Origin of the sequence: Solwaraspora sp. WMMD1047 (assembly GCF_029626155.1) — a bacterium.
GTDB lineage: Bacteria > Actinomycetota > Actinomycetes > Mycobacteriales > Micromonosporaceae > WMMD1047.
On the sequence record NZ_JARUBL010000001.1, the window covers coordinates 7,624,791 to 7,644,732 of the forward strand.

The following is a 19,942-nucleotide window of genomic DNA, read 5'->3' on the forward strand; positions in this document are numbered from 1 at the left end:
CTGGCTCGGCGCCACTGCCGACGCCGAACCGCTGGAACGCGATGCCGCGTTCGATCGGGTAGACCTCGCGGCCGAGCATGGCGGCGATGATCGTCGAGTTGCGGTACGCGCCCATGCCGAGATCCGGTGCGGTGAGGCTGTGGGTGTGCTCCTCGGCGTTCTGCACGAAGATCTCGTCGCCGGTGCGGTCGATGGCGTAGCCGACCGAGACGTCGTACCGGCCGCGCTCGTCCCACCGGATCCGGTCGGTGACCGGTTCGAGGAAGGCCGGCACCCGGGGCCGGTAGCCGGTGGCCAGCACCAGACCGGCGGTGCCGGTGGTGAAGTCCCGCTGCTGCTCGGTGTGGCGCATGGTCAACTCGTAGCGCCCGGCGTCCGGCTGCCAGTCGACCGCCGTCAGATCGACGTTGGTGAGCAGGTCGGTGGGGACGGACCCGGCGACGTCCAGCCGGTAGAGCAGGTCGTAGATGGCGTTGATCAGGTCGCCGCTGATGCCCTTGTAGAGGTTGCGCTGCTCCCGGTTGAGCCGGTCGCGCACCGGCCCGGGCAGGCTGTGGAAGTGCCGGATGTAGTCCGGCGAGGTCAGCTCCAGGGTGAGCTTGGTGTACTCCATCGGGAAGAAGCGCGGCGAGCGGGTGGCCCAGGTCAGGTGGTACCCGAACCGCTCGATGTCGGCAAGCAGATCGTGGTAGATCTCCGCAGCGCTCTGCCCGCTGCCGACCACGGTGATCGAGTCCAGCGCCTGCAGGCGCGCCTTGTTCGGCAGGTAGTCCGCGCTGTGGATGGCCGGACCCGACAGGTCGCGGGCGACCGCCGGCAGGTAGGGCTCGGTGCCGACGCCGAGCACCAGCCGCCGGGCCCGCAGTGGCTGCGGGTCGCCGGGCCGGTCACCGTCCGCCGAGGTCCGGCTGGTGTGCACCAGGTACGCACCCTCGGCCGCGTCGTATTCGATCCGCTCCACCCGCACGCCGAACCGCACGTTCGGCAGCTGGCCGGCCGCCCACCGGCAGTAGGCGTCGTACTCGGCGCGCAGCGGGTAGAAGTCCTCCCGGATGTAGAAGCGGTAGAGCCGCCCGGTCTGCTTCAGATAGTTGAGGAAGGAGTACGGCGAGGTCGGGTCGGCCATGGTGACCAGGTCGGCGAGGAACGGCACCTGGATGGTGACCCCGTCGATCATCAGGCCGGGATGCCAGGCGAACTCCGCACGCTGCTCCAGGAAGACGCCGTCCAGCTCGGGGATCGGCGCGGTGAGGCAGGCCAGGCCGAGGTTGAACGGTCCCGCCCCGACCGCGACGAAGTCGTGGACCTTGGTCATCACGCACCTCCGGCGGCGACCGTCGCCGGCTCGATCGCCGGGTCGCAGTCCCACTCCTCGTCGAGCAGGTCCCGGGCGGTACGCCGGATCAGCTCCAGCACGGACCGGATGTGCTCGCCGTTGGTGTCGGGGTTGAGCAGGGTGAACTTGAGCCAGTAGTGGCGGCCCAGGGTGGTGCCGGCGATGATCGCGACCCCGCTGTCGAAGAGCCGCGCGCGTAGCCGGGGCATCAGCCGGTCGCAGTCGTCGGCGGTCAGCCACGGCGGCCGGTAGCGGAACAGCACCGTGCTGAGGGTGGGGACGGCGGCCACCTCGAAGTCGGGGTCGGCGGTCAGCCGGCGGAAGGTCTCCTGCGCCCGGTCGACGACGGTGTCGAACATCTCCCCGAGCTGGTCGGCGCCCATCGTGCGCAGCGTCATCCAGAGCTTCAGGGCGTCGAACCGGCGGGTGGTCTGCAGGCTCTTGTCGACCTGGTTGGGGACGGTGGCGGTCCGCGGGTTGAGGTAGTCGGCGTGGACCGCGATCCGGCGCATCGTCGAGCCGTCGGCGACCAGGATGGCGCTGGAGCTGACCGGCTGGAAGAAGCTCTTGTGGAAGTCGACGGTGACCGAGTCGGCCAGTTCGATGCCGTCGATCAGGTGCCGCCGGCGCCGGGAGACCAGCAACCCGCAGCCGTACGCGGCGTCCACGTGCAGCCAGACGCGCTGGTGCCGGCAGGCGACGCCGATCGCGCGCAGCGGGTCGACGCAGCCCAGGTCGGTGGTGCCGGCGGTGGCCACCACCGCCATCGGGAGCAGGCCGCTGTCGCGCAGCTCCTCGACGGTGTCGACGAGCGCCTCCGGGTCCATCCGGCCGGTGCCGTCGGTGGCCACCGGCACCACCGCGTCGCGGGCCAGCCCGAGCACGCCGGCCGACTTGCCGACGCTGAAGTGGCTCTCGGTGGTGGCCAGGATCCGCAGCCGGGGCAGGTCGGCGGCGCGGTCGGTGGAGCCGGCCAGGGCCGCCTCCCGGGCGAGCAGCAGACCGTGCAGATTGGACTGGGTGCCGCCGCTGGTGAAGACCCCGTCCGCGGTCGGCCCGAAGCCGATCCGGGCGGTCGTCCAGTCGATCATCCGCCGCTCGATCAGGGTGCCGGTGGCACTCTGGTCCCAGGTGTCCACCGAGGTGTTCACGGCGGCGAGCAGCAGTTCGGCGCTGATCGCCGGGAGCGCCACCGGGCAGTTCAGGTGCGCCAGGTAGGTCGGCTCGTGGAACCAGATGGCGTGGTCGAGATAGAGCTTGCCGACCTCGTGCAGGGCGGCACCGGTGCTGCCCAGCGGAGTGTCCAGGTCGACCCCGTCGACCAGGTCCCGCAGCTCCGCCAGGCTCGCCCCGGAGTAGGGCTGGCGCAGGTCGCGGACCCGGTCGGCGAGCATGTCGGCGGTCTCGTCGATGGTCGCGCGGTACGCGTCCATGGTGTACCTACCGAACAGGTGTGGGGATACTGACCCGTTCGACACGCGACCTCCCAATAAGGCTACCCTAACCTAACATTAGTGCACCCTACTGGGAGGTCGGATGAAACGGAACTGGGAAGGGCTGGTTCTCAAGGTCCTCGGCGGCCGGGACTTCCGGCTGACGGTGCTCGAACACGAGCCGGTCAACGGGCACTACCAGCGGATCCGGGTGGACGGCGGCGATCTGCTGGCGTCCTGTGATCCACATCCCACCGCCTGGATCCGGCTCTGGTTCGACAACGGCGGCCGACCGCACCAGCGGGCGTACACGATCGTCGATCCCGATCCGGCGACCGGCCGGTTCACCCTCGAATTCGCGCTGCACGACGGCTGTGCCGCCCGCTGGGTGCAGTCCGTCCAGGTCGGCGACACCATCGACGCCACCGTGCAGGGCAGTGCCTTCAGCCTGCCGGACCCGGCCCCCCGGCACCTCTACCTGGTCGGCGACGCCGCGTCCATCCCGGCCATCAACAGCCTGCTCGACGCCGCCGACGGCACCGCCGCAACGATCTGGCTGGAGTACGCCCACGACGGCGAACGCGACCTGCCGCTGCGCACCCGCGAGCAGCACGCCGTCACCTGGGTACCCCGCCGAGACCAGGGCCGACACCTCGTCGACACCGTCCGGGCGGCGCTCACCGGCGCCGACGACGAGGCGCTCTACTGGGTCGCCTGCGAGGCCGGCAGCACCCGGGCGATCGCCCGCCACCTGCGCCGGGACCTCGGCGTCGACAAGCGCCGGGTACACGCGCTGGGCTACTGGACCGCCGGATGAACAGCCGGCTGCGGGTCATCACCGCGCTCTACGTGACCCAGTTCCTGGGCTACGGGTTCATCACCATCGGCCTGGTCAGCATCCTGCGGGCCGGCGGAACCTCGCTGGACACCCTCGCGCTGCTCAGCCTGATCGGGCTGATCTGGCCGGTCAAGTTCCTCTGGGCGCCCATCCTGGACCGGTACGGGCCACGCCGGGGCGGCCACTACCGGGGCTGGCTGCTGGTGTTGCAGAGCGGCATGGTCCTCGCGCTGCTGGCGCTGCTCGCCACCGATCCGGCCAGCGGGCGGATCGGCCCCATCGCGGCGATCTGCGCCGCGTTCATCTTCTTCTCCGCCACCCAGGACATCGCCGCCGACGCGGTCGCCGTCCGGCTGCTCGGCGACGCCGAGCGGGGCACCGGCAACGGCATCCAGGTGGCCGCCAGCTACCTCGGCAACATCCTCGGCGGCGGTGCCTGCGTGGTGGCGTACGACCAGTTCGGCTGGCCGGTGGCGGTCGGCCTGCTGGCCGGGCTCACCGCGATCGGGCTGCTGGTGGTCTGGCGGTTCCGCGAACCCGAGCGGATCGACCGCCCGGCGGCCACCCGGCACGCGTACGCGGCGCTGCTGACCGTGCTCACCCAGCCCGGCTGCCGGCGGTGGGCGCTCGGCGTGGTGCCGCTCCTCTACGCCGGCGCCGGCGCCACCTACGCGCTGGTCTCCCCGGCGCTTGTCGACGCCGGCTGGTCGCTGACCCGGATCGGCGCCGTCACCGGCCTGGTGACGAGCGGGCCCGCCGTGCTGGCCGGGCTGGCGGCCGGTGGCCTGGTCAACCGGATCGGCCGGGCCGGCGTGCTGGCCACCGGCGGGGTGGCGCTGGCCGCCGCGACGCTGCTGCTGGTGCCGGTGTTGGCCGGCCGGGGCGGCCTCGGGCTGGCCGGGCCGGTGCTCTGCTGCTTCATGGCCGCGTACGCGGTGGCGAACGTCGCGCTCTACACGGTGAACATGGACTACTCCCGGCCGGGCACCGGCGGCACCGACTTCACCGTGCTCGCCTCGATCGGGCTGATCTGCTCGTACGCCGCCTCGGCGGTCGGGCTGGCGGCGGCGGCCCGGGTCGGCTACCCGGCCGTGGCGGTCGCGGCGACGGCCCTGATCCTCGGCGGCGTAGCCCTCGGCGTCCGGCACCAGCGCCGGCACCGGCCGGACAGCGGCGGCCCGAACCGTCCGCCGGTGTCAGCGCCCACCGTCGTCAAGCAGCCCGCCTGACGGCCGACCGGCCGGCACCGGCGGATCGGTGCCGGCCGGATCGGCGTCCAGCGGCAGCGGCCGGACGAACATCGCGTGCCGGCGCCAGCCCGGGAACGGCACCAGGTCGCCGACGCGCTGCCAGCCGCGCAACTCCATCGCCCGCCAGACGCCGGTGTTGCTGTCCGCCACGGCCAGGCTGGCCCGCTGCTCCGGGCGGCTGGCCAGCAACTCCGGGAAGAGTCGGAGGCCGACCTGCTGGCGCTGGAACTCCGGCAGGACGAAGGCCTCGCAGACCGCGAAGGTGCGACCGGGCCACTCGCGTACCAGATCGGGGTCGGCGTCGGAGCTCAGGTCCCGCCACCAGAGGGTCTCCGGTGGCAGCGGGGCGCCGAGCACCGCGCCGACGACCCGGTCGTCGGCGTACCCGATGGTGGCGGCGAAGCCCGGTGCCTGGGCGGTCCAGTCGAGCCGCTGCTCGACGGTGGGGTCGCTGTGGTCGACCAGACCCAGGTCGGCGGCGTGCACCACGCGGTAGACCTCGGCGAGGACGGCGACGTCGACCCGCTCGGTCAACTCGACGCGGATTCGTGGTCGGTCGCTCATGACACCCCTTAAGTCAGGCAAGCCTAACCTAATTGATCGAGGGATGGCTGGCAACTTCCGTTGCCGGCCTCGACCGTGGATGCCCGGAGCCACCGTGTTTGTCGGCCCGGACCGGGGGTAGGGCGCCGTCAGACCCGCTCAGAGCCGCTCCGTGGAGGAAATCGCCGTAATGGAATCCCGCAAACCAGCCGAGGTCGTCAAGGATGTCGTGGAAGCCGCCGCGGAGAAGGTGGCCGACGTGCTCACCCCCGACGTTCCCGGCGCCCCGGGCAGCGCTCCGCCGCCGCTCGCCGAGCCGACCACCCCGCAGGACCCGCTGCCGCCGAGCCCGGAGCAGGGGGCACCGCAGACCCGCACCCCGACCGGCGCGAAGAGCGGCGCGCCGGCCACCGCCAACGGCCAGCAGGGCGCCTACCTCACCACCGCGCACGGCGCCCGGCTCCGCGACACCGACCACTCGCTGAAGGCCGGACCGCGCGGCCCGACGCTGCTCCAGGACCACCACCTGCGCGAGAAGATCACCCACTTCGACCACGAGCGCATCCCCGAGCGGGTGGTGCACGCGCGCGGGGCCGGCGCACACGGCGTCTTCACCGGCTACGGCACCGCCGAGGGGGTCACCCGGGCCGGCTTCCTCGGCAAGGGCGTCGAGACCGACGTCTTCGTCCGGTTCTCCACCGTCCTCGGGTCGCGCGGCTCGGCCGACACGGTCCGCGACACCCGCGGCTTCGCGACCAAGTTCTACACCGACGAGGGCACCTTCGACCTGGTCGGCAACAACATCCCGGTCTTCTTCATCCAGGACGCCATCAAGTTCCCCGACATCATCCACGCCGGCAAGCCACATCCCGACCGGGAGATCCCGCAGGCGCAGAGCGCGCACGACACCTTCTGGGACTTCGTCTCCCTGCACACCGAGGCGCAGCACCACACCATCTGGAACATGTCCGACCGGGGCATCCCCAGGTCGTACCGCACCATGGAGGGCTTCGGCGTACACACCTTCCGGCTGGTCAACGCCGCCGGCGAGACGGCGCTGGCCAAGTTCCACTGGAAGCCGAAGCTCGGCGTGCACTCCCTCACCTGGGAGGAGGCGCAGCTGCTCGGCGGCCTGGACCCCGACTTCCACCGCCGGGACCTGTACGACGCGATCGAGGCCGGCGCGTTCCCCGAGTGGGAACTCGGCATCCAGGTGCTGCCCGACACGCCCGAGGAGGTCTTCGCCGGGATCGACCTGCTCGACCCGACGAAGATCGTGCCGGAGGAGCTCGCCCCGGTCCAGCCGGTCGGGAAGCTGGTCCTCAACCGGACCCCGACGAACTTCTTCGCCGAGACCGAGCAGGTCGCCTTCCACCTCGGCCACCTGCCGCCCGGCATCGACGTCACCAACGACCCGCTGCTGCAGGGCCGGCTCTTCTCGTACGTCGACACGCAGCTCACCCGGCTGGGCGGACCGAACTTCTCCCAGCTGCCGATCAACCGCCCGCACGCCCCGGTCAACGACATGCTCCGCGACGGCTTCCACCAGCAGGCCGTGCACGCCGGGGTGGCGCCCTACCGGCCCAACTCACTCGACGGCGGCAACCCCTTCCCGGCCGGCGACGCCGAGCACGCGTTCGTCGACGTGCCGGTGACGGTGACGCAGGCACCGAAGGTACGCGCCAACCCGGCCTCCTTCGACGACCACTTCAGCCAGACCCGGCTGTTCTGGTTGAGCATGTCGCCGGTCGAGCGGGAACACATCGTCCGCGCCTACACCTTCGAGCTCGGCAAGTGCTACCACCAGGCGATCAAGGAACGCCAGCTGCAGTGCCTGGCCAACATCGACCCGGTGCTCTGCGCCCAGGTCGCCACCGGACTGGGACTGCCCGCCCCGGAGCCGACCGAGCCGCTGGCCGACGTCGAGCCCAGTCCCACCCTGTCCCAGCTCGGGGCGCAGTGGCCGGCCGACGGCCGGATCATCGGGATCGTGGTCGACCCGGAGACCGACCTCGACGGTGTCGACCAGGTACGCCGGGCGGTGTTCGCCGCCGACATGGTGCCGCTGGTGATCGCCCCGCACGGCGGTATGGTCGGCGACCTGACCGTGCAGCGGACCTTCGCCACCGGCCGGTCGGTCGAGTTCGACGCGCTCCTGCTGGCCGGCGCCCCGGCCCCGGCGCCGGACGCGCTGCCCGCCCGGGACGCCAAGGCGGGCGCCGCCGACCCCGCGACGGTCGATCCCCGGGTGCTGCTGATGGTCGAGGAGTGCTGGCGGCACGCCAAGGCGATCGGCGCCTGGAACGGCGGTACCGAGGTGTTGCGACAGGCCGGCGTGACCGGCTCGCCCGGCGTGGTGACCGGCGACACCGGGACGGAGGTCCTCACCGCCGTGCAACAACTGCTGGCCGCACACCGGGTCTGGGAACGGTTCCCCGCATCGATCGGCTGATCCGGCGTTCGCGAGTGAGCCGACCCCGGCTGGGTATGGCCCCGGGCATGACCTTGTTCGCGCACGACGACGAGTCCTACTGGATGTCGACCACCGGGACCACGACGTACCCGCGGTTGACTACTGATGTGGAGGTGGACGTGGCGGTGGTGGGCGCCGGCATCGCCGGCGTCTGCACCGCGTTCCAGCTCGCCCGGAGCGGCCGGTCGGTGGCGCTGATCGAGGCGGACCGGGTGGTGGCCGGCACGACCGGCTACACGACCGCCAAGATCACGGTTCAACATTCACTGATCTACGACCGGCTCCGCTCGTCGCTGGGCGCCGCGACATCCGAACTGTACGCCCGCTCGCAGCTCGACGCCCTCGCCCACGTCGCCGCCCTCGTCGACGAGCTGGGCATCGACTGCGACCTGGAGCGGCTGCCGGCGTACACCTATGTCACCGACGAGGAGGGGGTGCCGCAGATCCGGGCCGAGGTGGCAGCCGCCGTCGAGGCGGGCCTGCCGGCCACCCTGGTCACCGGGACCGGTCTGCCGTACGAGGTGGCGGCCGCGATCCGGGTCGACGACCAGGCGCAGTTCCACCCCCGCCGGTTCCTGCTCGCCCTGGTCGACGATCTCGCCGCCCGGGGGGCACAGATCTTCGAGCGGACCCGGGTGGTCGGGCTCGACGAGGGTGACCCCTGCCGGTTGACCACGGAGACCGGCTCGACGGTGACCGCCGGTCACGTGGTGGTGGCCACCCACTATCCGGTGTTCGACCGGGCCGGGCTGTTCGCCCGGTTGAAGCCGCACCGCGAGCTGGTGGTGGCCGCGGCCATCCCGGCCGGCGCGGACCCCGGCGGGATGTATCTGACCACCGAGGGCAACACCCGGTCCGTGCGCACCGCGCCGCTGGACGGGGACGACCGGCTGCTGATCGTCACCGGCGAGAGCTTCACCCCGGGCACCGGCTCGGTCGCCGACCGGTTCGACCGGTTGGCGGACTGGACCCGGCAGCGGTTCCCGGTCGGCGAGCCGAGTTACCGCTGGGCGGCGCAGGACAACGACACCACCGACGGCGTGCCGTACGTCGGCCGGTTCCACCCGGGCAGCCGGCGGGTCTGGGTGGCCACCGGTTTCGGCGGCTGGGGCATGACCAACGGGGTGCTCGCCGGGCGGCTGCTCGCCGCCCGGATCCACGGCGAGGAGCCACCCTGGACCGACCTGTACGACCCGGTGCGGCTGCACCCGAAGGCCGAGGCCGGCGCGCTGCTGCGCAACAACCTGACCGTCGGGAAACACTTCGTCGGCGACCGGATCCGACCGCCGTCGCACGCCGACTCCGTCGCCGACCTCGCCCCGGGCAGCGGCGCGGTGATCCGGTCCAAGGGGCGCCGCTGCGCCGTCTACCGCGATCCGGCGGGCGACCTGCACGCGGTCTCCGCGACCTGCACCCACCTCGGCTGTCTGGTGGCGTTCAACGACGCCGAACGCAGCTGGGACTGCCCCTGCCACGGTTCCCGGTTCGGCGTCGACGGCGCGGTGCTGCACGGTCCGGCCACCCGACCGCTGGAGGCCCGGGAGGTGCCCGACGCCTGACCCCCGGCGCGGGCCAGCTCCCGGTCAGTTCCTCCGGGCCGGGTCCCGGTCCGTGCGGCCCCGGCCGAGGGCGTCGAAGGTGCCCCACCGGCCCGGGATGTCGCGCAGCTCGACGTAGCCCATCTCCTCGGGCACCGCCGGGTCGGTGGTCAGGTTGTCGCCGTACGGCTCCAGGCCGAGCAGGGTCCGCAGGAACAGCAGGATGGCGCCGGCCGAGATGGCATGCGGCATGCTGGCCGACGAGTACAGCACCGGGTACTTCGTCAGGTTCCGCTGGTAGCCGGCGAACGCCTCCGGCAGTTGGCCGCCGAAGTAGTGGGTCGCGTCGATGATGACCTTCGCGAGCACCGCCGGCTCACGCCGGAAGCCGTAGCGTCGCATCCCCCAGGCGATGAGGGAGTTGTCCGCCGGCCAGACGGTGCCGGTGTGGTAGCCGAGCGGGTTGTACCGGCTCTCCGTGGCGGCCAGCGTCCGGATTCCCCAGCCGGAGAAGAGGTCGGGGCCCATCAACCGCTCGACCACGCTGGCCGCCCGGTCGGGTTCGACGATGCCGCTCCACAGCAGGTGGCCGATGTTGGAGGTGAGCGAGTCCACCTGCCGGCCGTCGGCCTCCAGCGCGGCCGCGTAGTAACCCCGCTCGGCGATCCAGAAGTCCCGGTTGAACCGCTCCCGCAGCGCCGCCGCCTCGGCCTCCAGCCGGTCGGCGAACGCGGGGTCGTGCCAGACCAGCCGGGCCAGCCGGGCGGCGCGCAGCTTGGCGTCGTAGACGTACCCCTGGATCTCGCAGGTCGCCTGGGGGTAACCGGCCGGCCGGCCGTCGTGGAACGAGATCGCCCCCGGCGAGCCCTTCCAGCTCTGGTTGACCGGACCACTCATGGCCGGTCGGGGCTCGTACCAGAGATAGCCGCCACCGGCGAGATCGGTGTCCCGGTCGATCCACTCCAGCGCCGCCCGCGTTTGGAACTCCAACTCCCGGACCAGATCGACATCGCCGGTCCACCGCTCGTACTCGTCGAGCAGGATGACGAAGAGCGGGGTGGTGTCGGCGGCCGAGAAGTCGGCCGAGTGGGGCAGCTCGTTGAAGGCGGCGGACTCCCCGTAGCGCGACTCCTGGAGGATCTTGCCCGGCTCCTCGCCGCGGAACGGGTCCCGCCGCGACCCCTGCGACAGGCCCAGGATCCGCAGCAGCGGTACGCACGTCGCCGGCAGGAACGGCACCGTCTGCAGGCAACTGATCAGGCCGTCCCGGCCGAACAGCGTCATGAACCAGGGCATCCCGGCCAGCGGCAGCGGCTCGTCGAAGTTGAGCCCCCGGTACCGCAACGCGGCCAGGTCGACCACGCTCTGCCGGTAGGCCCCGTTCAGCGGTCCGTAGTCCGTCCGCAGCCGGGGCGCGCCGTCCACCCACCGGCGCAGGGCCGCCTGCACGTCCGACCGGGACCGGACGCTGTAGTTGCGCATCGACTCGCGGAGGTCCCGATCCCGGGCGCCGCGGATGAAGGTGGCCGTCTGCAGGTCCGTGTGCCAGGTACCGTGCGGAGCGATCCGGACCGTGAAGGTCATCCCGCCCTCGTCGACCGCGGCGGGCGCGCTGGACGACACGATCGTCTCCCGGACGAAGGTCTCCCGCTCGTACCGCATCCGCAGCGAGTCCCCCTCGACCACAATTGTCGTCCGGCGCTCGCGCCGGCTCTCCTCCTTTATCTCCAGCACCTCGGCGAAGTCGGCCGCGATGTCCAGTCGCACCGTGAGCTCGACCGGCTCCCGGGCGTGGTTGAGCACGCTCACCCGTTCCTCGAACGCGTCGCCCACCCACCGGTGCCGGAAGACCGACACCTGCGAGTCCACGTAGTGCGTCGGTTCGCCCGGGGTGAGGAAGAACCGCGATTCGTAGTACTGCAGGGCCTCCACGGAGAGCGCCTGCACCGGTCCGCCGTTGACGGTCAACCGCCAGGTCGACAGGAACCGGGTGTCGTAGAAGAAGAGGCCGAGCGGGACCACCGGGCCGGCCACCACATCTCCCTGTCGATCACTGATCATGAAGAGGTTGCCGAACAGGATGCTCACCGGCCTCATGGCCAGGATCCGTTGCGCTCGGCCGAGCTGCGGGCAACGTGGTTGTTCATCGATGGGACGGGTCCCCGGCTGTCCGCCGGCTCGGGCAGCAGCCGGCGGAAGATCAGGAACAGCGCCAGGTCACCCTCGACGGCGACGCAGTCCCGGAAGAGCATCGAGACGATGTGGTCCTGCCCGGCGATCAGCCGGCTGAATGATTCGGCGGAGATCCGCACCGAGCAGTCCGCCGGCTGTTGGTGCGGGACCGCGGTCGCCCGGCCGTCAGCGAGCGTGACCAGCCAGTGGCTCTCGCCGGCCGGCCGGACCACCTCGAAATCGATCGTCCCCCGGACCGTCGGGGGCAGCCGCCCCGGGGACCGTTCACCGAGGGTGCCGAGGAAGGTGTCGACGTCGTCGGTCACTTCGCGCACTCCACCCTACAGTCACTCTGGGAGTTCATATTATCGCAGAGAGTGATTGGGGTGGGCCGGTCGGCCAAGACAAAAAGCTCGTAAGTGAACCCATGTATCGCACGCCGCGTATTGCCCCTTAGCCAGACATCGACGGACGAGCGCGAGGAGTGATCACGGGATGCGACAGCGAAGAGGCGCGCGGGGCGACAACCGGAGGGTCATCGGCGCGGCGGTGATCGCGGGCGTACTGGGCCTGGCCGCCATCGGCGGGGTGCAACTCGCGTCCGCCGGGGAGAACACCCAGGCCGACGGGATCGTGGTCGTCGACGGCCAGCGGTTCGACGTGTCGGCCTGCGCGACGTTGGAGATCGCCGGCGGGATCGTGCTCTGCGACGGCGAGGAGTTGGCCCCGGTGGCCGAGGACGACGCCGATGCCGAGGCCGCCGCGCTGGCACTGGAGGCCGCCTGCGACCAGTTCGCCCTCGACCAGGCAGCCGAGGAAGCCGCCGAGGAGGCGGGCGAGGAGGCCGACGCCGAGACCACCGGAACCCGATCGGCGACCAACCCGGCGGGCAAGGACGACGCAGCGGGCAAGGACGACGCCGCGGGCAAGGACGACGCAGCCGAGCAGGACGACGCGGCCGCCGAGGACCCGGCGGTCACCCAGGCCCGGGAGGTGCTGCTGCAGGCGTGCCTGGAGCTGGCCGACGCCAAGGCCTCGGCTGACGGAGCCGACCAGGGCGCCGACGCTGACGAGGACGCGGACGACGACGCTGGCGGGTCGGAGGGCGCGGACGACGGGGACGCCGCCGAGGAAGACGCCACGGCCACCCACGACTGACCGCCGCAACCGCACACCGTCGCAGGGCGGCGCATCAGGATGCGCCGCCCTGCGACGGTTGCGTACTCGGTGCCGGTGCGCTCAGCGCGCCAGCGCCTTCTCCAGCTCGGCCTTGTTCATGCCGGACCGGCCCTTGATGTTGCGCTGTCTGGCCTCGTTGTAGAGCTGCTCCCGGGTGCGCCCCTGGGCGCCGGAGTGGGAACGCTTCCCGCCGCGGTGGCCCGAGGAGACATCGTCGATCGACGACCGGCTCGCGGTCTTCGCCTCACCGGACCGGGCGCGCTCCTTGTTCACCGTGCGGGCCGCGATCTCCTCAGCGCGATCGGTGGAGACGCCGCGCTTCTTCGCACTGTCCTTGATGTGTTCGTACTGGCGTTCTCGCTTGGGGCTGGACCCTGCGGGCATGACCGGCTCCTTTCCGGCTGGGGGATCGGGTTTCTGATCCGGCTAGAGGATGGGCTTGCCCCCGGTGACCGGGATCATCGCGCCCGAGATGAAGCTGGCCTCGTCGGAGGCGAGCAGCACGAACGCGGGGGCCACCTCCTTCGGCTGACCGGGCCGGCCCAGGGGGGTGTTCTTGCCGAACTGCTCGACCTGCTCCGGCGGCATGGTGGCCGGAATCAACGGGGTCCAGATCGGACCCGGCGCGACGCTGTTGGCCCGGATGCCCCGCTCGCCCAGCATCTGCGCGAGCCCCGCGGTGAAGTTCGAGATGGCACCCTTTGTGGTCGCGTACGGGAGCAGGGTGGGACGGGGCATGTCGGAATTGATCGAGGCCGTGTTGATGATCGAGGCACCCGACTTCAGGTGCGGCAGCGCCGCCTGGACGACCCGGAACATCGCGGTGATGTTGACGTCGAAGGTGTGCCGCCACTCCTCGTCGGTGATCTCCTCGACGGTCTCGTGGGTCATCTGGTAGGCGGCGTTGTTCACCAGCACGTCGATGCCGCCGAACTCCGCCACCGCCCGGTCCACCACGGCCTGGCACTGGGCCCGGTCCGCCAGGTCACCGGCGACCAGCACCGCCCGCCGGCCGGCCTGCTCGACGTACTTCGCCGTCTCGTTCGCGTCGTCGTGCTCGCTCAGGTACGAGATCAGGACGTCGGCGCCCTCGCGGGCGAAGGCGATGGCGACCGCCCGGCCGATGCCGCTGTCCCCACCGGTGATGATCGCCTTCTTGCCGTCCAGCCGTCCGGAGCCCCGGTAGGAGTCCTCCCCGTGGTCGGGCTGGTGCTGCATCGCGTCCAGCGCGCCGGGGGGCCGCTGCTCCGGCTCGGACTGCTGCTGATCGGGCATCGGTCTACTCCTTCGATCGGGACGGACGACGGCCCGGCGGTGGCGGTCGGCGCCACGGGGGGCGAACCGCTCCCACTCGCCTCATGGACGAACTGCCCCGACCCGGCGTGGTCAAACCCACGGGACCCGACGAGCCGCCACGTGGGGCACGATTCGATCGCGAGGTGCTGGTCATGGATGGCACGGGTGCGACGATGACGACTACCATCGCCCACCTGTACCGCCGACCGAGGAGCCGCCGGTGTTCGAGGAAGTCATGGGCATTCCCGCCCACCCCCTGCTGGTCCACGCCGCGGTGGTGTTCGTACCGCTGCTCGCCCTGCTCGCGGTCGGCTACGCGTTCGTGCCGGTCATCCGCCCGCACACCCGCTGGGTGCTGGGCCTGCTGGCGGTCGGGGCGCCGATCTCCGCCCTGTTCGCGAAGCTCTCCGGCGACGCGTTCTTCGAGCGGATGCGGGCCAACGGCCGGGTCACCGAGGGGTTCGTCCCGGTGCTGGAGGAGCACCAGAGCTTCGGCGACATGACCCTCTACGCCTCGCTGGTACTCGGCGTGCTGGCCCTGGCGCTGGTCTACGTGGTGGCCCCGCGGGCCGCCGCGGCGCAGGCCGCCGCCGGGGCCGGCCGGTCCCGGGTGGTGTCGCTGGCGCTGGGCGCGCTGACGCTGATCGCCGCCGGGGTCAGCCTCTACTACGTGTTCCGCACCGGTGACTCCGGGGCGAAGGCGGTCTGGGAGGGCTCCTGAGGTGCCGGTGGCAGCGCAACCGTTGACGAGCGCCGTCGCCGAACACGGCGAGGGTCCGGTGTGGCACCCCGGCTGGGGCGGCCTGCGCTGGGTGGACATGCTCGCCGGCGACGTACTCAGTCTCGGCGCGGACGGCGCGGTGGGTCGGACCCACCTCGACTCGGTGGCCGCCGTGATCCGCCCCCGCGCGGGCGGCGGCATGGTGGCCGCCCTGGAAGACCGCTTCGCCCTGGTCGACCCGGACGGGACCATCGACCGGCTGCCGCCGCACTGCCCGCCCGGGGTACGCATGAACGAGGGCTCCTGCGACCCGCGGGGCCGGCTCTACGCCGGCTCGATGGCCTGGGACGCGGCCCCGGACGGCGGCACGCTCTACCGGCTGGACCCGGACCGGTCGGTCCGGACCGTGCTGCCGGCGGTCGGCATCTCCAACGGGCTGGCCTGGAGCCCGGACGGCTCGACGGCCTACTACGCCGACACGACGACCGGCCGGATCGACGTTTTCGACGACGATCCCGAGGCGGGCCTCACCGGCCGCCGGCCGTTCGTCCGGGTGCCGTCGGAGGCCGGGGCGCCGGACGGGCTCACGGTGGACGCCGACGGCGGGGTCTGGGTCGCCCTCTGGGGTGGCTCGGCGGTGCACCGCTACACCCCGGACGGCCGGCTCGACGACCGGATCGAGCTGCCGGTACGGCAGGTGACGGCCTGCACGTTCGGTGGTGACCGGCTCGACGAACTGTTCATCACGACGTCCCGGCAGGGGCTCACCGATCCCGAGCCGCTGGCCGGCGCCCTGTTCCACGCCCCGGTGGGCATCGCCGGCCTGCCGGTCGCCCCGTTCGCCGGCTGATCGCCCGCCGGCCGGCGGGCGGCCGAGGCGCGTCGATCAGGCGTCGCGGCGGCGCAGCACCAGGTAGCCGCCGAGCAGCGCGGCGGCCGCCCAGAGCGCCAGGATCCCCAACCCGGTCCAGGCCCCGTAGTCCCGGGCGAACTGCGGGTCGTCCGACGGTCCGGTGAGCCGCATGATGACCCAGCCGGTCTGGTCCGGCAGGTACTGCAGCACGGTGCCGGCCCGGGGAATGTTGGCGATGCCCTGCGAGCCGAGGAAGAAGACCGGCATCAGGATCGCCAACGTCCGCAGCGAGCTACGCAGCATCGTCGCCACCCCGGCCACGAAGAGACCGAGCAGGGTCAGGTGCAGGCAGGCACCGACGACCGCGGTGGGCGCGCCGTCGGCGTCCAGGCCCACGCCGTACGGGCCGAGTGCCGCCTGGGAGACCAGGAAGGTGGCCAGCACGGTTGCGACGGCGGCGGCGGCCACCGGCAGTGTCCCGGCGACCAGCTTGGCGGCGTAGAAGCGCCCGCGGTTCGGCATCGCCAACAGCGACGCCCGGATGGTGCCCGAACCGTACTCGCTGCCGATCGGCAGGACGGCGAAGACCACCAGCGCGAGTTGGCCCAGGGTGAGGCCGTAGAAGGCGAGGAAGAGCGGATCGAAGTCCGCGGCGCGTTCGGCGTCCCAGCGCGGCAGCGAGGTGCGGTAGGTCCAGCCCAGCAACCCGCCGAGTCCCACGCTCACCGCGGCGAACGCCGACAACGCCCAGGACGAGGAGCGGACCGACCAGGTCTTGGTGAGGTCGGCGTGGATGGCCGCCAGCAGCGGCACCGGAGTGGACGGCCGCCCGGTCACCGCTGCCCACCCGCCCGGTGCTCGACCGAGTCCGCCGTCAACCGCATGAACGCCTCCTCCAACGAGCCCGACTCCGGGCTGACCTCGTACACCGTCAGCCGGTTGGCCCCGGCCAGCTCGCCGATCCGGTCGACCGGGACGCCGTACGCGACAAGCGCCCCGTCCGCGTCGGTTCCCACCTCGATGCCCTCGGCGGTCAGCAGTTGCCGCATCCGCTCCGGTTCCGGCGTCCGCACCCGCACGTGCGAGCGGGCGTTGGCCTCGATGAACTCCGGCATGCCGGTGTCGGCCAGCAGCCGGCCCCGGCCGACGACCACCAGATGGTCGGCGGTGAGCGCCATCTCGGTCATCAGGTGGCTGGAGACCAGGACGGTCCGTCCCTCGCCGGCCAACCCCCGGACCAGGTTGCGGAACCACCGGATCCCCTCCGGATCGAGCCCGTTGATGGGCTCGTCGAAGAGCAGGACGGGCGGATCACCGAGCAACGCGGCCGCGATGCCGAGTCGCTGAATCATCCCGAGCGAGTACTTCCCGGCCCGCCTGCCGGCCACCTCGGAGAGCCCGACGAGCTCCAGCACCCGCGACGCCCGGCTGGCCGGGATCCGGTTGCTGCGCGCCAGCCAGAGCAGATGGTGGTAGGCGCGCCGGCCGGCGTGCACGGCGCCGGTCTCCAGCAGCGCGCCGACCTGGCGCAGCGGCTGGTCGAGCTGCCGGTAGTGCCGGCCGCCGATGAGGGCCTGACCCGAGGTGGGCTCGGCCAGGCCCAGGATCATCCGCAACGTGCTGGACTTGCCCGCGCCGTTGGGGCCGACGAAGCCGGTCACCTGGCCGGCGTCGACCGTGAAGTCGAGCCCGTCCACGGCCAGGTGCCGACCGTACCGTTTGCTGAGGTTCCGCACTTCGATCACCCGCTGGACGCTAGGGGCCGGCGGCCGGCGGCACAGCCGCCGGAAGTCGCCGGACCGGGCCGACGAAAGTGGTCGGACCACGCCGACGAACGATGACGTCGGCGGGGGCAAGTAGCCTCTGATCCATGGGCCGGTACCTGCTCGCCGCCGCGGTGATCGTCGCGGACACCGTGCTGCGGGCGGCGCATCCGGACGATCTGCCCGGCTGGGGGGCGCCGGTCTACGCCGTGGTCGCGGCGCTGATCGTCGGGCTGCGGTTCCGGAGCCCGCTGGCCGCGTTCGCCGCCACCCTGCTGTTCGCCGCGGTGACCGGCGGCGGGCACCTCCTGCTGATCTGGGCGGCCTACCAGGCCGGGCGGGCGGTCGCGTCCCGCACCGACGCCATTCTGCTCACCGGAGCAACGCTCGGTGGGGTGGCCGGGCAGTACCTCGCCCGGCCTACCGACCCGCCGGCGGTCTTCAACATCGCCCTGACCTATCTGGTGTTCGTGGCCCTGCCGCTGCTGGTCGGCCGCTACCTGGCCCAGCACGACCGGTTGGTCTCGGCGCTCGACCAACGCAACCGGCAGCTCCGGTTCGAGCGCGAACTGCTCGGTGAGCAGGAACGGCTGCGGGAGCGGTTACGGATCGCCCGGGACATGCACGATTCCCTCGGCCACCGGCTCAGCCTGGTGTCGGTGCAGGCCGCCGCGCTGGAGGTATCGGCCCTGCCCGAGCCGCACCGGCAGGCGGTCGGGCAGCTCGCGCGGACGGCACGGGACGCGATGGACGAGTTGCACGTGCTGGTGCGGGCGCTCCGTGAGGAGGCACCGCCGGATGCAGCGGCCCGGGGCTGGACGGAGATCGAGACGGTCGTGGCGGACTTCCGGGCGGCCGGCGTGCCGGTGACGCTGAGCCGGCGGGGCGCGCCACAGGCGCTGCCGGCGGCGGCCGGACCGGCCGCGTACCGGTTGGTCGAGGAGGGCCTGACGAACGCGGTCAAGCACGCTCCCGGGCAGCCGGTCACGGTCAGCCTGGTCTGGGAGCCGGACACGCTGCTGCTCACCGTCACCAACCCGGTCCCGCGCGACTCGGACTCCCGCCCCGGCAGCGGGCATGGGCTGGCCGGGCTGGCGGAGCGGGTCGAGCAGGCCGGCGGTTTTCTGGACCACCGCCACACCGACGCGCAGTTCCGACTGATCGCAATGCTGCCCACCGCCGCCGGGAAGGTCGACGGTCCCGGTTCGGACGCCGCGGCGGGCGAGGACGCGCCGGAGGTCGCCGTAACCGGTCGGGCCCGCACTTTCGCGGTCGGCTTCGCCGCCGCCGCGCTGATGTTCGTGGTGCTTCCGCTCGGCATCCTGCTGGGCGTGCGGTGACCGGCCCGGCCGGGGCGGCGGGTCCGCTGCGGGTCCTGATCGCCGACGACGAACCGCTGATCCGGGCCGGTATCCGCACCATCCTCGAATCGGCGCCGGGGATCGCGGTCGTCGGCGAGGCCGAGGACGGGCGGGCGGCCGTGGACCGGGCGGTCCGGTGCCGCGCCGAGGTGGCGCTCATCGACATCAAGATGCCGGTGATGGACGGGCTGACCGCGCTGACCGAGCTGCGCCGACAGGTGCCGGGGCTGCCGGTTGTGGTGCTGACCTCGTTCGGGGCCGAGCCGAACGTGCTCCGCGCGCTGCAGGACGGCGCGGCCGGCTTCGTACTCAAGAACTGCACCCCGGACGAGTTGATCCGGGCGGTCCGGGCGGCGCACTGCGGCGACGCCTACCTCTCGCCAGCGGTGACCCGACTCCTGCTCACCATGGTGGACCCGGACACCACCGGGCGACGCCGGGTCGCCGCCGCCCGGCTGGCCGCCCTGGCTCCCCGCGAGTCGGCGGTGCTGGCCCTGGTCGCCGAGGGGCTGTCCAACGCCGAGATCGGCCGCCGGCTGCGGATGACCGAACCCACGATCAAGACGTACGTCAGCCGGATCCTGACCAAGCTGGACTGCGCCAACCGGGTGCAGGCGGCGCTGCTGGCGCGCGACGCCGGCCGGACCGGCGCCGGCTGACCACCGCGATCGAGAAACCGGGGAGACACGCATGTCCTATCCACCACCCAGCTACCACGGCGACAACGGCGAGGTGAGCGCCGCCTTCCGGCCGGCCGGCCAGGAGCCGGAGTTGCTGATGCGGACCGGCTCCGCCAGCTACCTCGCCACCGGCGCGTCGACGAACGGCCAGTTCGGTCTCTACCGCTGGGACATGGCCGGCCCCCGCAGCGGCCCCGACCCGCACTTCCACCGCAGCATCTCCGAGTCGTTCTTCGTCCTCTCCGGAACGGTGAGCCTCTACGACGGCAATCGGTGGTTGGCCGCGAAACCGGGGGACTTCCTCTTCGTACCCGAGGGTGGGGTGCACGGCTTCCGTAACGAGTCCGGCGAGCCGGCGTCGATGCTGCTGCTGTTCGCCCCGGGTGCCCCCCGGGAGGGCTACTTCGAGGGGCTCGCCGACCTGGCCCAGCGGTCCGAAACCGAGCGGGCGGAGTTCATGCTCTACCACGACACCTTCTGGCTGTGACCGCGGTCGTCCAGCACCG

The 19,942-nt window shown here is 72.2% G+C and carries 18 protein-coding genes and 1 pseudogene; 10 read left to right on the forward strand and 9 right to left on the reverse strand.

The features are described from left to right. Positions 1–13 precede the first annotated feature (13 nt). Both O7627_RS34725 and O7627_RS34730 read right to left on the reverse strand, forming a co-directional pair. Positions 14–1,315 (reverse strand): annotated as a pseudogene (locus O7627_RS34725) (SidA/IucD/PvdA family monooxygenase); the annotation flags it as partial. Further along, positions 1,315–2,769 (reverse strand): aspartate aminotransferase family protein, encoded by a 1,455-nt coding sequence (locus O7627_RS34730; RefSeq protein WP_278097661.1) that lies wholly within the window; start codon positions 2,767–2,769, stop codon positions 1,315–1,317. The gene O7627_RS34730 and the pseudogene O7627_RS34725, both read right to left, overlap by 1 nt. A 103-nt stretch (positions 2,770–2,872) precedes the next feature. On the opposite strand from O7627_RS34730, the gene O7627_RS34735 reads away from it, so the two are divergent. After that, positions 2,873–3,586, forward strand: a complete 714-nt coding sequence (locus tag O7627_RS34735) for a siderophore-interacting protein (protein WP_278097662.1) — start codon at positions 2,873–2,875, stop codon at positions 3,584–3,586. Continuing rightward, positions 3,583–4,836 (forward strand): MFS transporter, encoded by a 1,254-nt coding sequence (locus O7627_RS34740; RefSeq protein ID WP_278097663.1) that lies wholly within the window; start codon positions 3,583–3,585, stop codon positions 4,834–4,836. Before O7627_RS34735 ends, O7627_RS34740 begins: the two co-directional genes overlap by 4 nt. Here O7627_RS34740 and O7627_RS34745 read toward each other — a convergent pair. After that, positions 4,804–5,421 (reverse strand): GNAT family N-acetyltransferase, encoded by a 618-nt coding sequence (locus O7627_RS34745; RefSeq protein WP_278097664.1) that lies wholly within the window; start codon positions 5,419–5,421, stop codon positions 4,804–4,806. The genes O7627_RS34740 and O7627_RS34745 overlap by 33 nt on opposite strands. Before the next feature lie 169 nt (positions 5,422–5,590). On the opposite strand from O7627_RS34745, the gene O7627_RS34750 reads away from it, so the two are divergent. Both O7627_RS34750 and O7627_RS34755 read left to right on the forward strand, forming a co-directional pair. Continuing rightward, complete coding sequence (locus O7627_RS34750) at positions 5,591–7,852, forward strand: catalase (RefSeq protein ID WP_278097665.1); 2,262 nt, start codon at positions 5,591–5,593, stop codon at positions 7,850–7,852. Positions 7,853–7,899: 47 nt separating this feature from the next. After that, positions 7,900–9,432 (forward strand): FAD-dependent oxidoreductase, encoded by a 1,533-nt coding sequence (locus O7627_RS34755; protein WP_278097666.1) that lies wholly within the window; start codon positions 7,900–7,902, stop codon positions 9,430–9,432. Positions 9,433–9,456: 24 nt separating this feature from the next. Here the strand turns inward: O7627_RS34755 and O7627_RS34760 are convergent, their stop codons facing one another. Further along, positions 9,457–11,508, reverse strand: a complete 2,052-nt coding sequence (locus O7627_RS34760; protein WP_278097667.1) for a glycogen debranching N-terminal domain-containing protein — start codon at positions 11,506–11,508, stop codon at positions 9,457–9,459. Further along, entirely contained in the window at positions 11,505–11,909 is a 405-nt protein-coding gene (locus tag O7627_RS34765; protein WP_278097668.1) for an SCP2 sterol-binding domain-containing protein, read from the reverse strand. Before O7627_RS34765 ends, O7627_RS34760 begins: the two co-directional genes overlap by 4 nt. Positions 11,910–12,078: 169 nt before the next feature. Here O7627_RS34765 and O7627_RS34770 point away from each other — a divergent pair, with 169 nt between their 5' ends. Beyond that, positions 12,079–12,741, forward strand: coding sequence for a hypothetical protein (locus O7627_RS34770; RefSeq protein ID WP_278097669.1), 663 nt, complete (start codon positions 12,079–12,081; stop codon positions 12,739–12,741). Positions 12,742–12,822: 81 nt separating this feature from the next. Here O7627_RS34770 and O7627_RS34775 read toward each other — a convergent pair whose 3' ends face one another. Then, complete coding sequence (locus O7627_RS34775) at positions 12,823–13,146, reverse strand: plasmid stabilization protein (RefSeq protein WP_278097670.1); 324 nt, start codon at positions 13,144–13,146, stop codon at positions 12,823–12,825. 42 nt (positions 13,147–13,188) lie between these two features. After that, positions 13,189–14,037, reverse strand: a complete 849-nt coding sequence (locus O7627_RS34780; RefSeq protein WP_278097671.1) for a glucose 1-dehydrogenase — start codon at positions 14,035–14,037, stop codon at positions 13,189–13,191. A 241-nt stretch (positions 14,038–14,278) separates the two neighbouring features. Between O7627_RS34780 and O7627_RS34785 the strand changes: the two genes are divergently transcribed. Both O7627_RS34785 and O7627_RS34790 read left to right on the forward strand, forming a co-directional pair. Beyond that, positions 14,279–14,779 carry a DUF2231 domain-containing protein gene (locus O7627_RS34785; protein ID WP_278097672.1) on the forward strand — a complete coding sequence of 167 codons (501 nt, stop codon included), beginning with the start codon at positions 14,279–14,281 and terminating at the stop codon, positions 14,777–14,779. A gap of 7 nt (positions 14,780–14,786) precedes the next feature. After that, positions 14,787–15,629, forward strand: a complete 843-nt coding sequence (locus O7627_RS34790) for an SMP-30/gluconolactonase/LRE family protein (protein ID WP_278097673.1) — start codon at positions 14,787–14,789, stop codon at positions 15,627–15,629. A gap of 36 nt (positions 15,630–15,665) precedes the next feature. Here O7627_RS34790 and O7627_RS34795 read toward each other — a convergent pair whose 3' ends face one another. Continuing rightward, positions 15,666–16,469 carry an ABC transporter permease subunit gene (locus tag O7627_RS34795; RefSeq protein WP_278097674.1) on the reverse strand — a complete coding sequence of 268 codons (804 nt, stop codon included), beginning with the start codon at positions 16,467–16,469 and terminating at the stop codon, positions 15,666–15,668. Continuing rightward, a complete protein-coding gene (locus O7627_RS34800) occupies positions 16,466–17,377 on the reverse strand; it encodes an ATP-binding cassette domain-containing protein (protein ID WP_278097675.1) in 912 nt (303 codons plus the stop codon). The genes O7627_RS34795 and O7627_RS34800 overlap by 4 nt, the downstream gene beginning before the upstream one ends. 125 nt (positions 17,378–17,502) lie before the next feature. Here O7627_RS34800 and O7627_RS34805 point away from each other — a divergent pair, with 125 nt between their 5' ends. Genes O7627_RS34805 through O7627_RS34815 form a run of 3 tightly spaced genes read left to right on the forward strand, consistent with a single transcriptional unit; the run spans position 17,503 to position 19,923 of the window. Further along, positions 17,503–18,735 carry a histidine kinase gene (locus O7627_RS34805; protein WP_278097676.1) on the forward strand — a complete coding sequence of 411 codons (1,233 nt, stop codon included), beginning with the start codon at positions 17,503–17,505 and terminating at the stop codon, positions 18,733–18,735. Further along, positions 18,732–19,415, forward strand: coding sequence for a response regulator transcription factor (locus O7627_RS34810; protein WP_278097677.1), 684 nt, complete (start codon positions 18,732–18,734; stop codon positions 19,413–19,415). Before O7627_RS34805 ends, O7627_RS34810 begins: the two co-directional genes overlap by 4 nt. A 31-nt stretch (positions 19,416–19,446) precedes the next feature. Continuing rightward, the gene (locus O7627_RS34815; protein ID WP_278097678.1) at positions 19,447–19,923 is read left to right on the forward strand and encodes a cupin domain-containing protein; all 477 of its coding nucleotides are present in this window, start codon (positions 19,447–19,449) and stop codon (positions 19,921–19,923) included. The last annotated feature ends 19 nt before the right edge of the window (positions 19,924–19,942 follow it).

Excerpts from the sequence above, each read along its gene's own strand:
- O7627_RS34805 (WP_278097676.1), top strand. The coding sequence starts at position 17,503 with ATGGGCCGGTACCTGCTCGCCGCCGCGGTGATCGTCGCGGACACCGTG.
- O7627_RS34780 (WP_278097671.1), bottom strand. The coding sequence starts at position 14,037 with ATGCCCGATCAGCAGCAGTCCGAGCCGGAGCAGCGGCCCCCCGGCGCG.
- O7627_RS34760 (WP_278097667.1), bottom strand. The coding sequence starts at position 11,508 with ATGAGGCCGGTGAGCATCCTGTTCGGCAACCTCTTCATGATCAGTGAT.
- O7627_RS34755 (WP_278097666.1), top strand. The coding sequence starts at position 7,900 with ATGACCTTGTTCGCGCACGACGACGAGTCCTACTGGATGTCGACCACC.
- O7627_RS34770 (WP_278097669.1), top strand. The coding sequence starts at position 12,079 with ATGCGACAGCGAAGAGGCGCGCGGGGCGACAACCGGAGGGTCATCGGC.
- O7627_RS34730 (WP_278097661.1), bottom strand. The coding sequence starts at position 2,769 with ATGGACGCGTACCGCGCGACCATCGACGAGACCGCCGACATGCTCGCC.
- O7627_RS34735 (WP_278097662.1), top strand. The coding sequence starts at position 2,873 with ATGAAACGGAACTGGGAAGGGCTGGTTCTCAAGGTCCTCGGCGGCCGG.
- O7627_RS34750 (WP_278097665.1), top strand. The coding sequence starts at position 5,591 with ATGGAATCCCGCAAACCAGCCGAGGTCGTCAAGGATGTCGTGGAAGCC.
- O7627_RS34740 (WP_278097663.1), top strand. The coding sequence starts at position 3,583 with ATGAACAGCCGGCTGCGGGTCATCACCGCGCTCTACGTGACCCAGTTC.
- O7627_RS34775 (WP_278097670.1), bottom strand. The coding sequence starts at position 13,146 with ATGCCCGCAGGGTCCAGCCCCAAGCGAGAACGCCAGTACGAACACATC.
- O7627_RS34815 (WP_278097678.1), top strand. The coding sequence starts at position 19,447 with ATGTCCTATCCACCACCCAGCTACCACGGCGACAACGGCGAGGTGAGC.
- O7627_RS34745 (WP_278097664.1), bottom strand. The coding sequence starts at position 5,421 with ATGAGCGACCGACCACGAATCCGCGTCGAGTTGACCGAGCGGGTCGAC.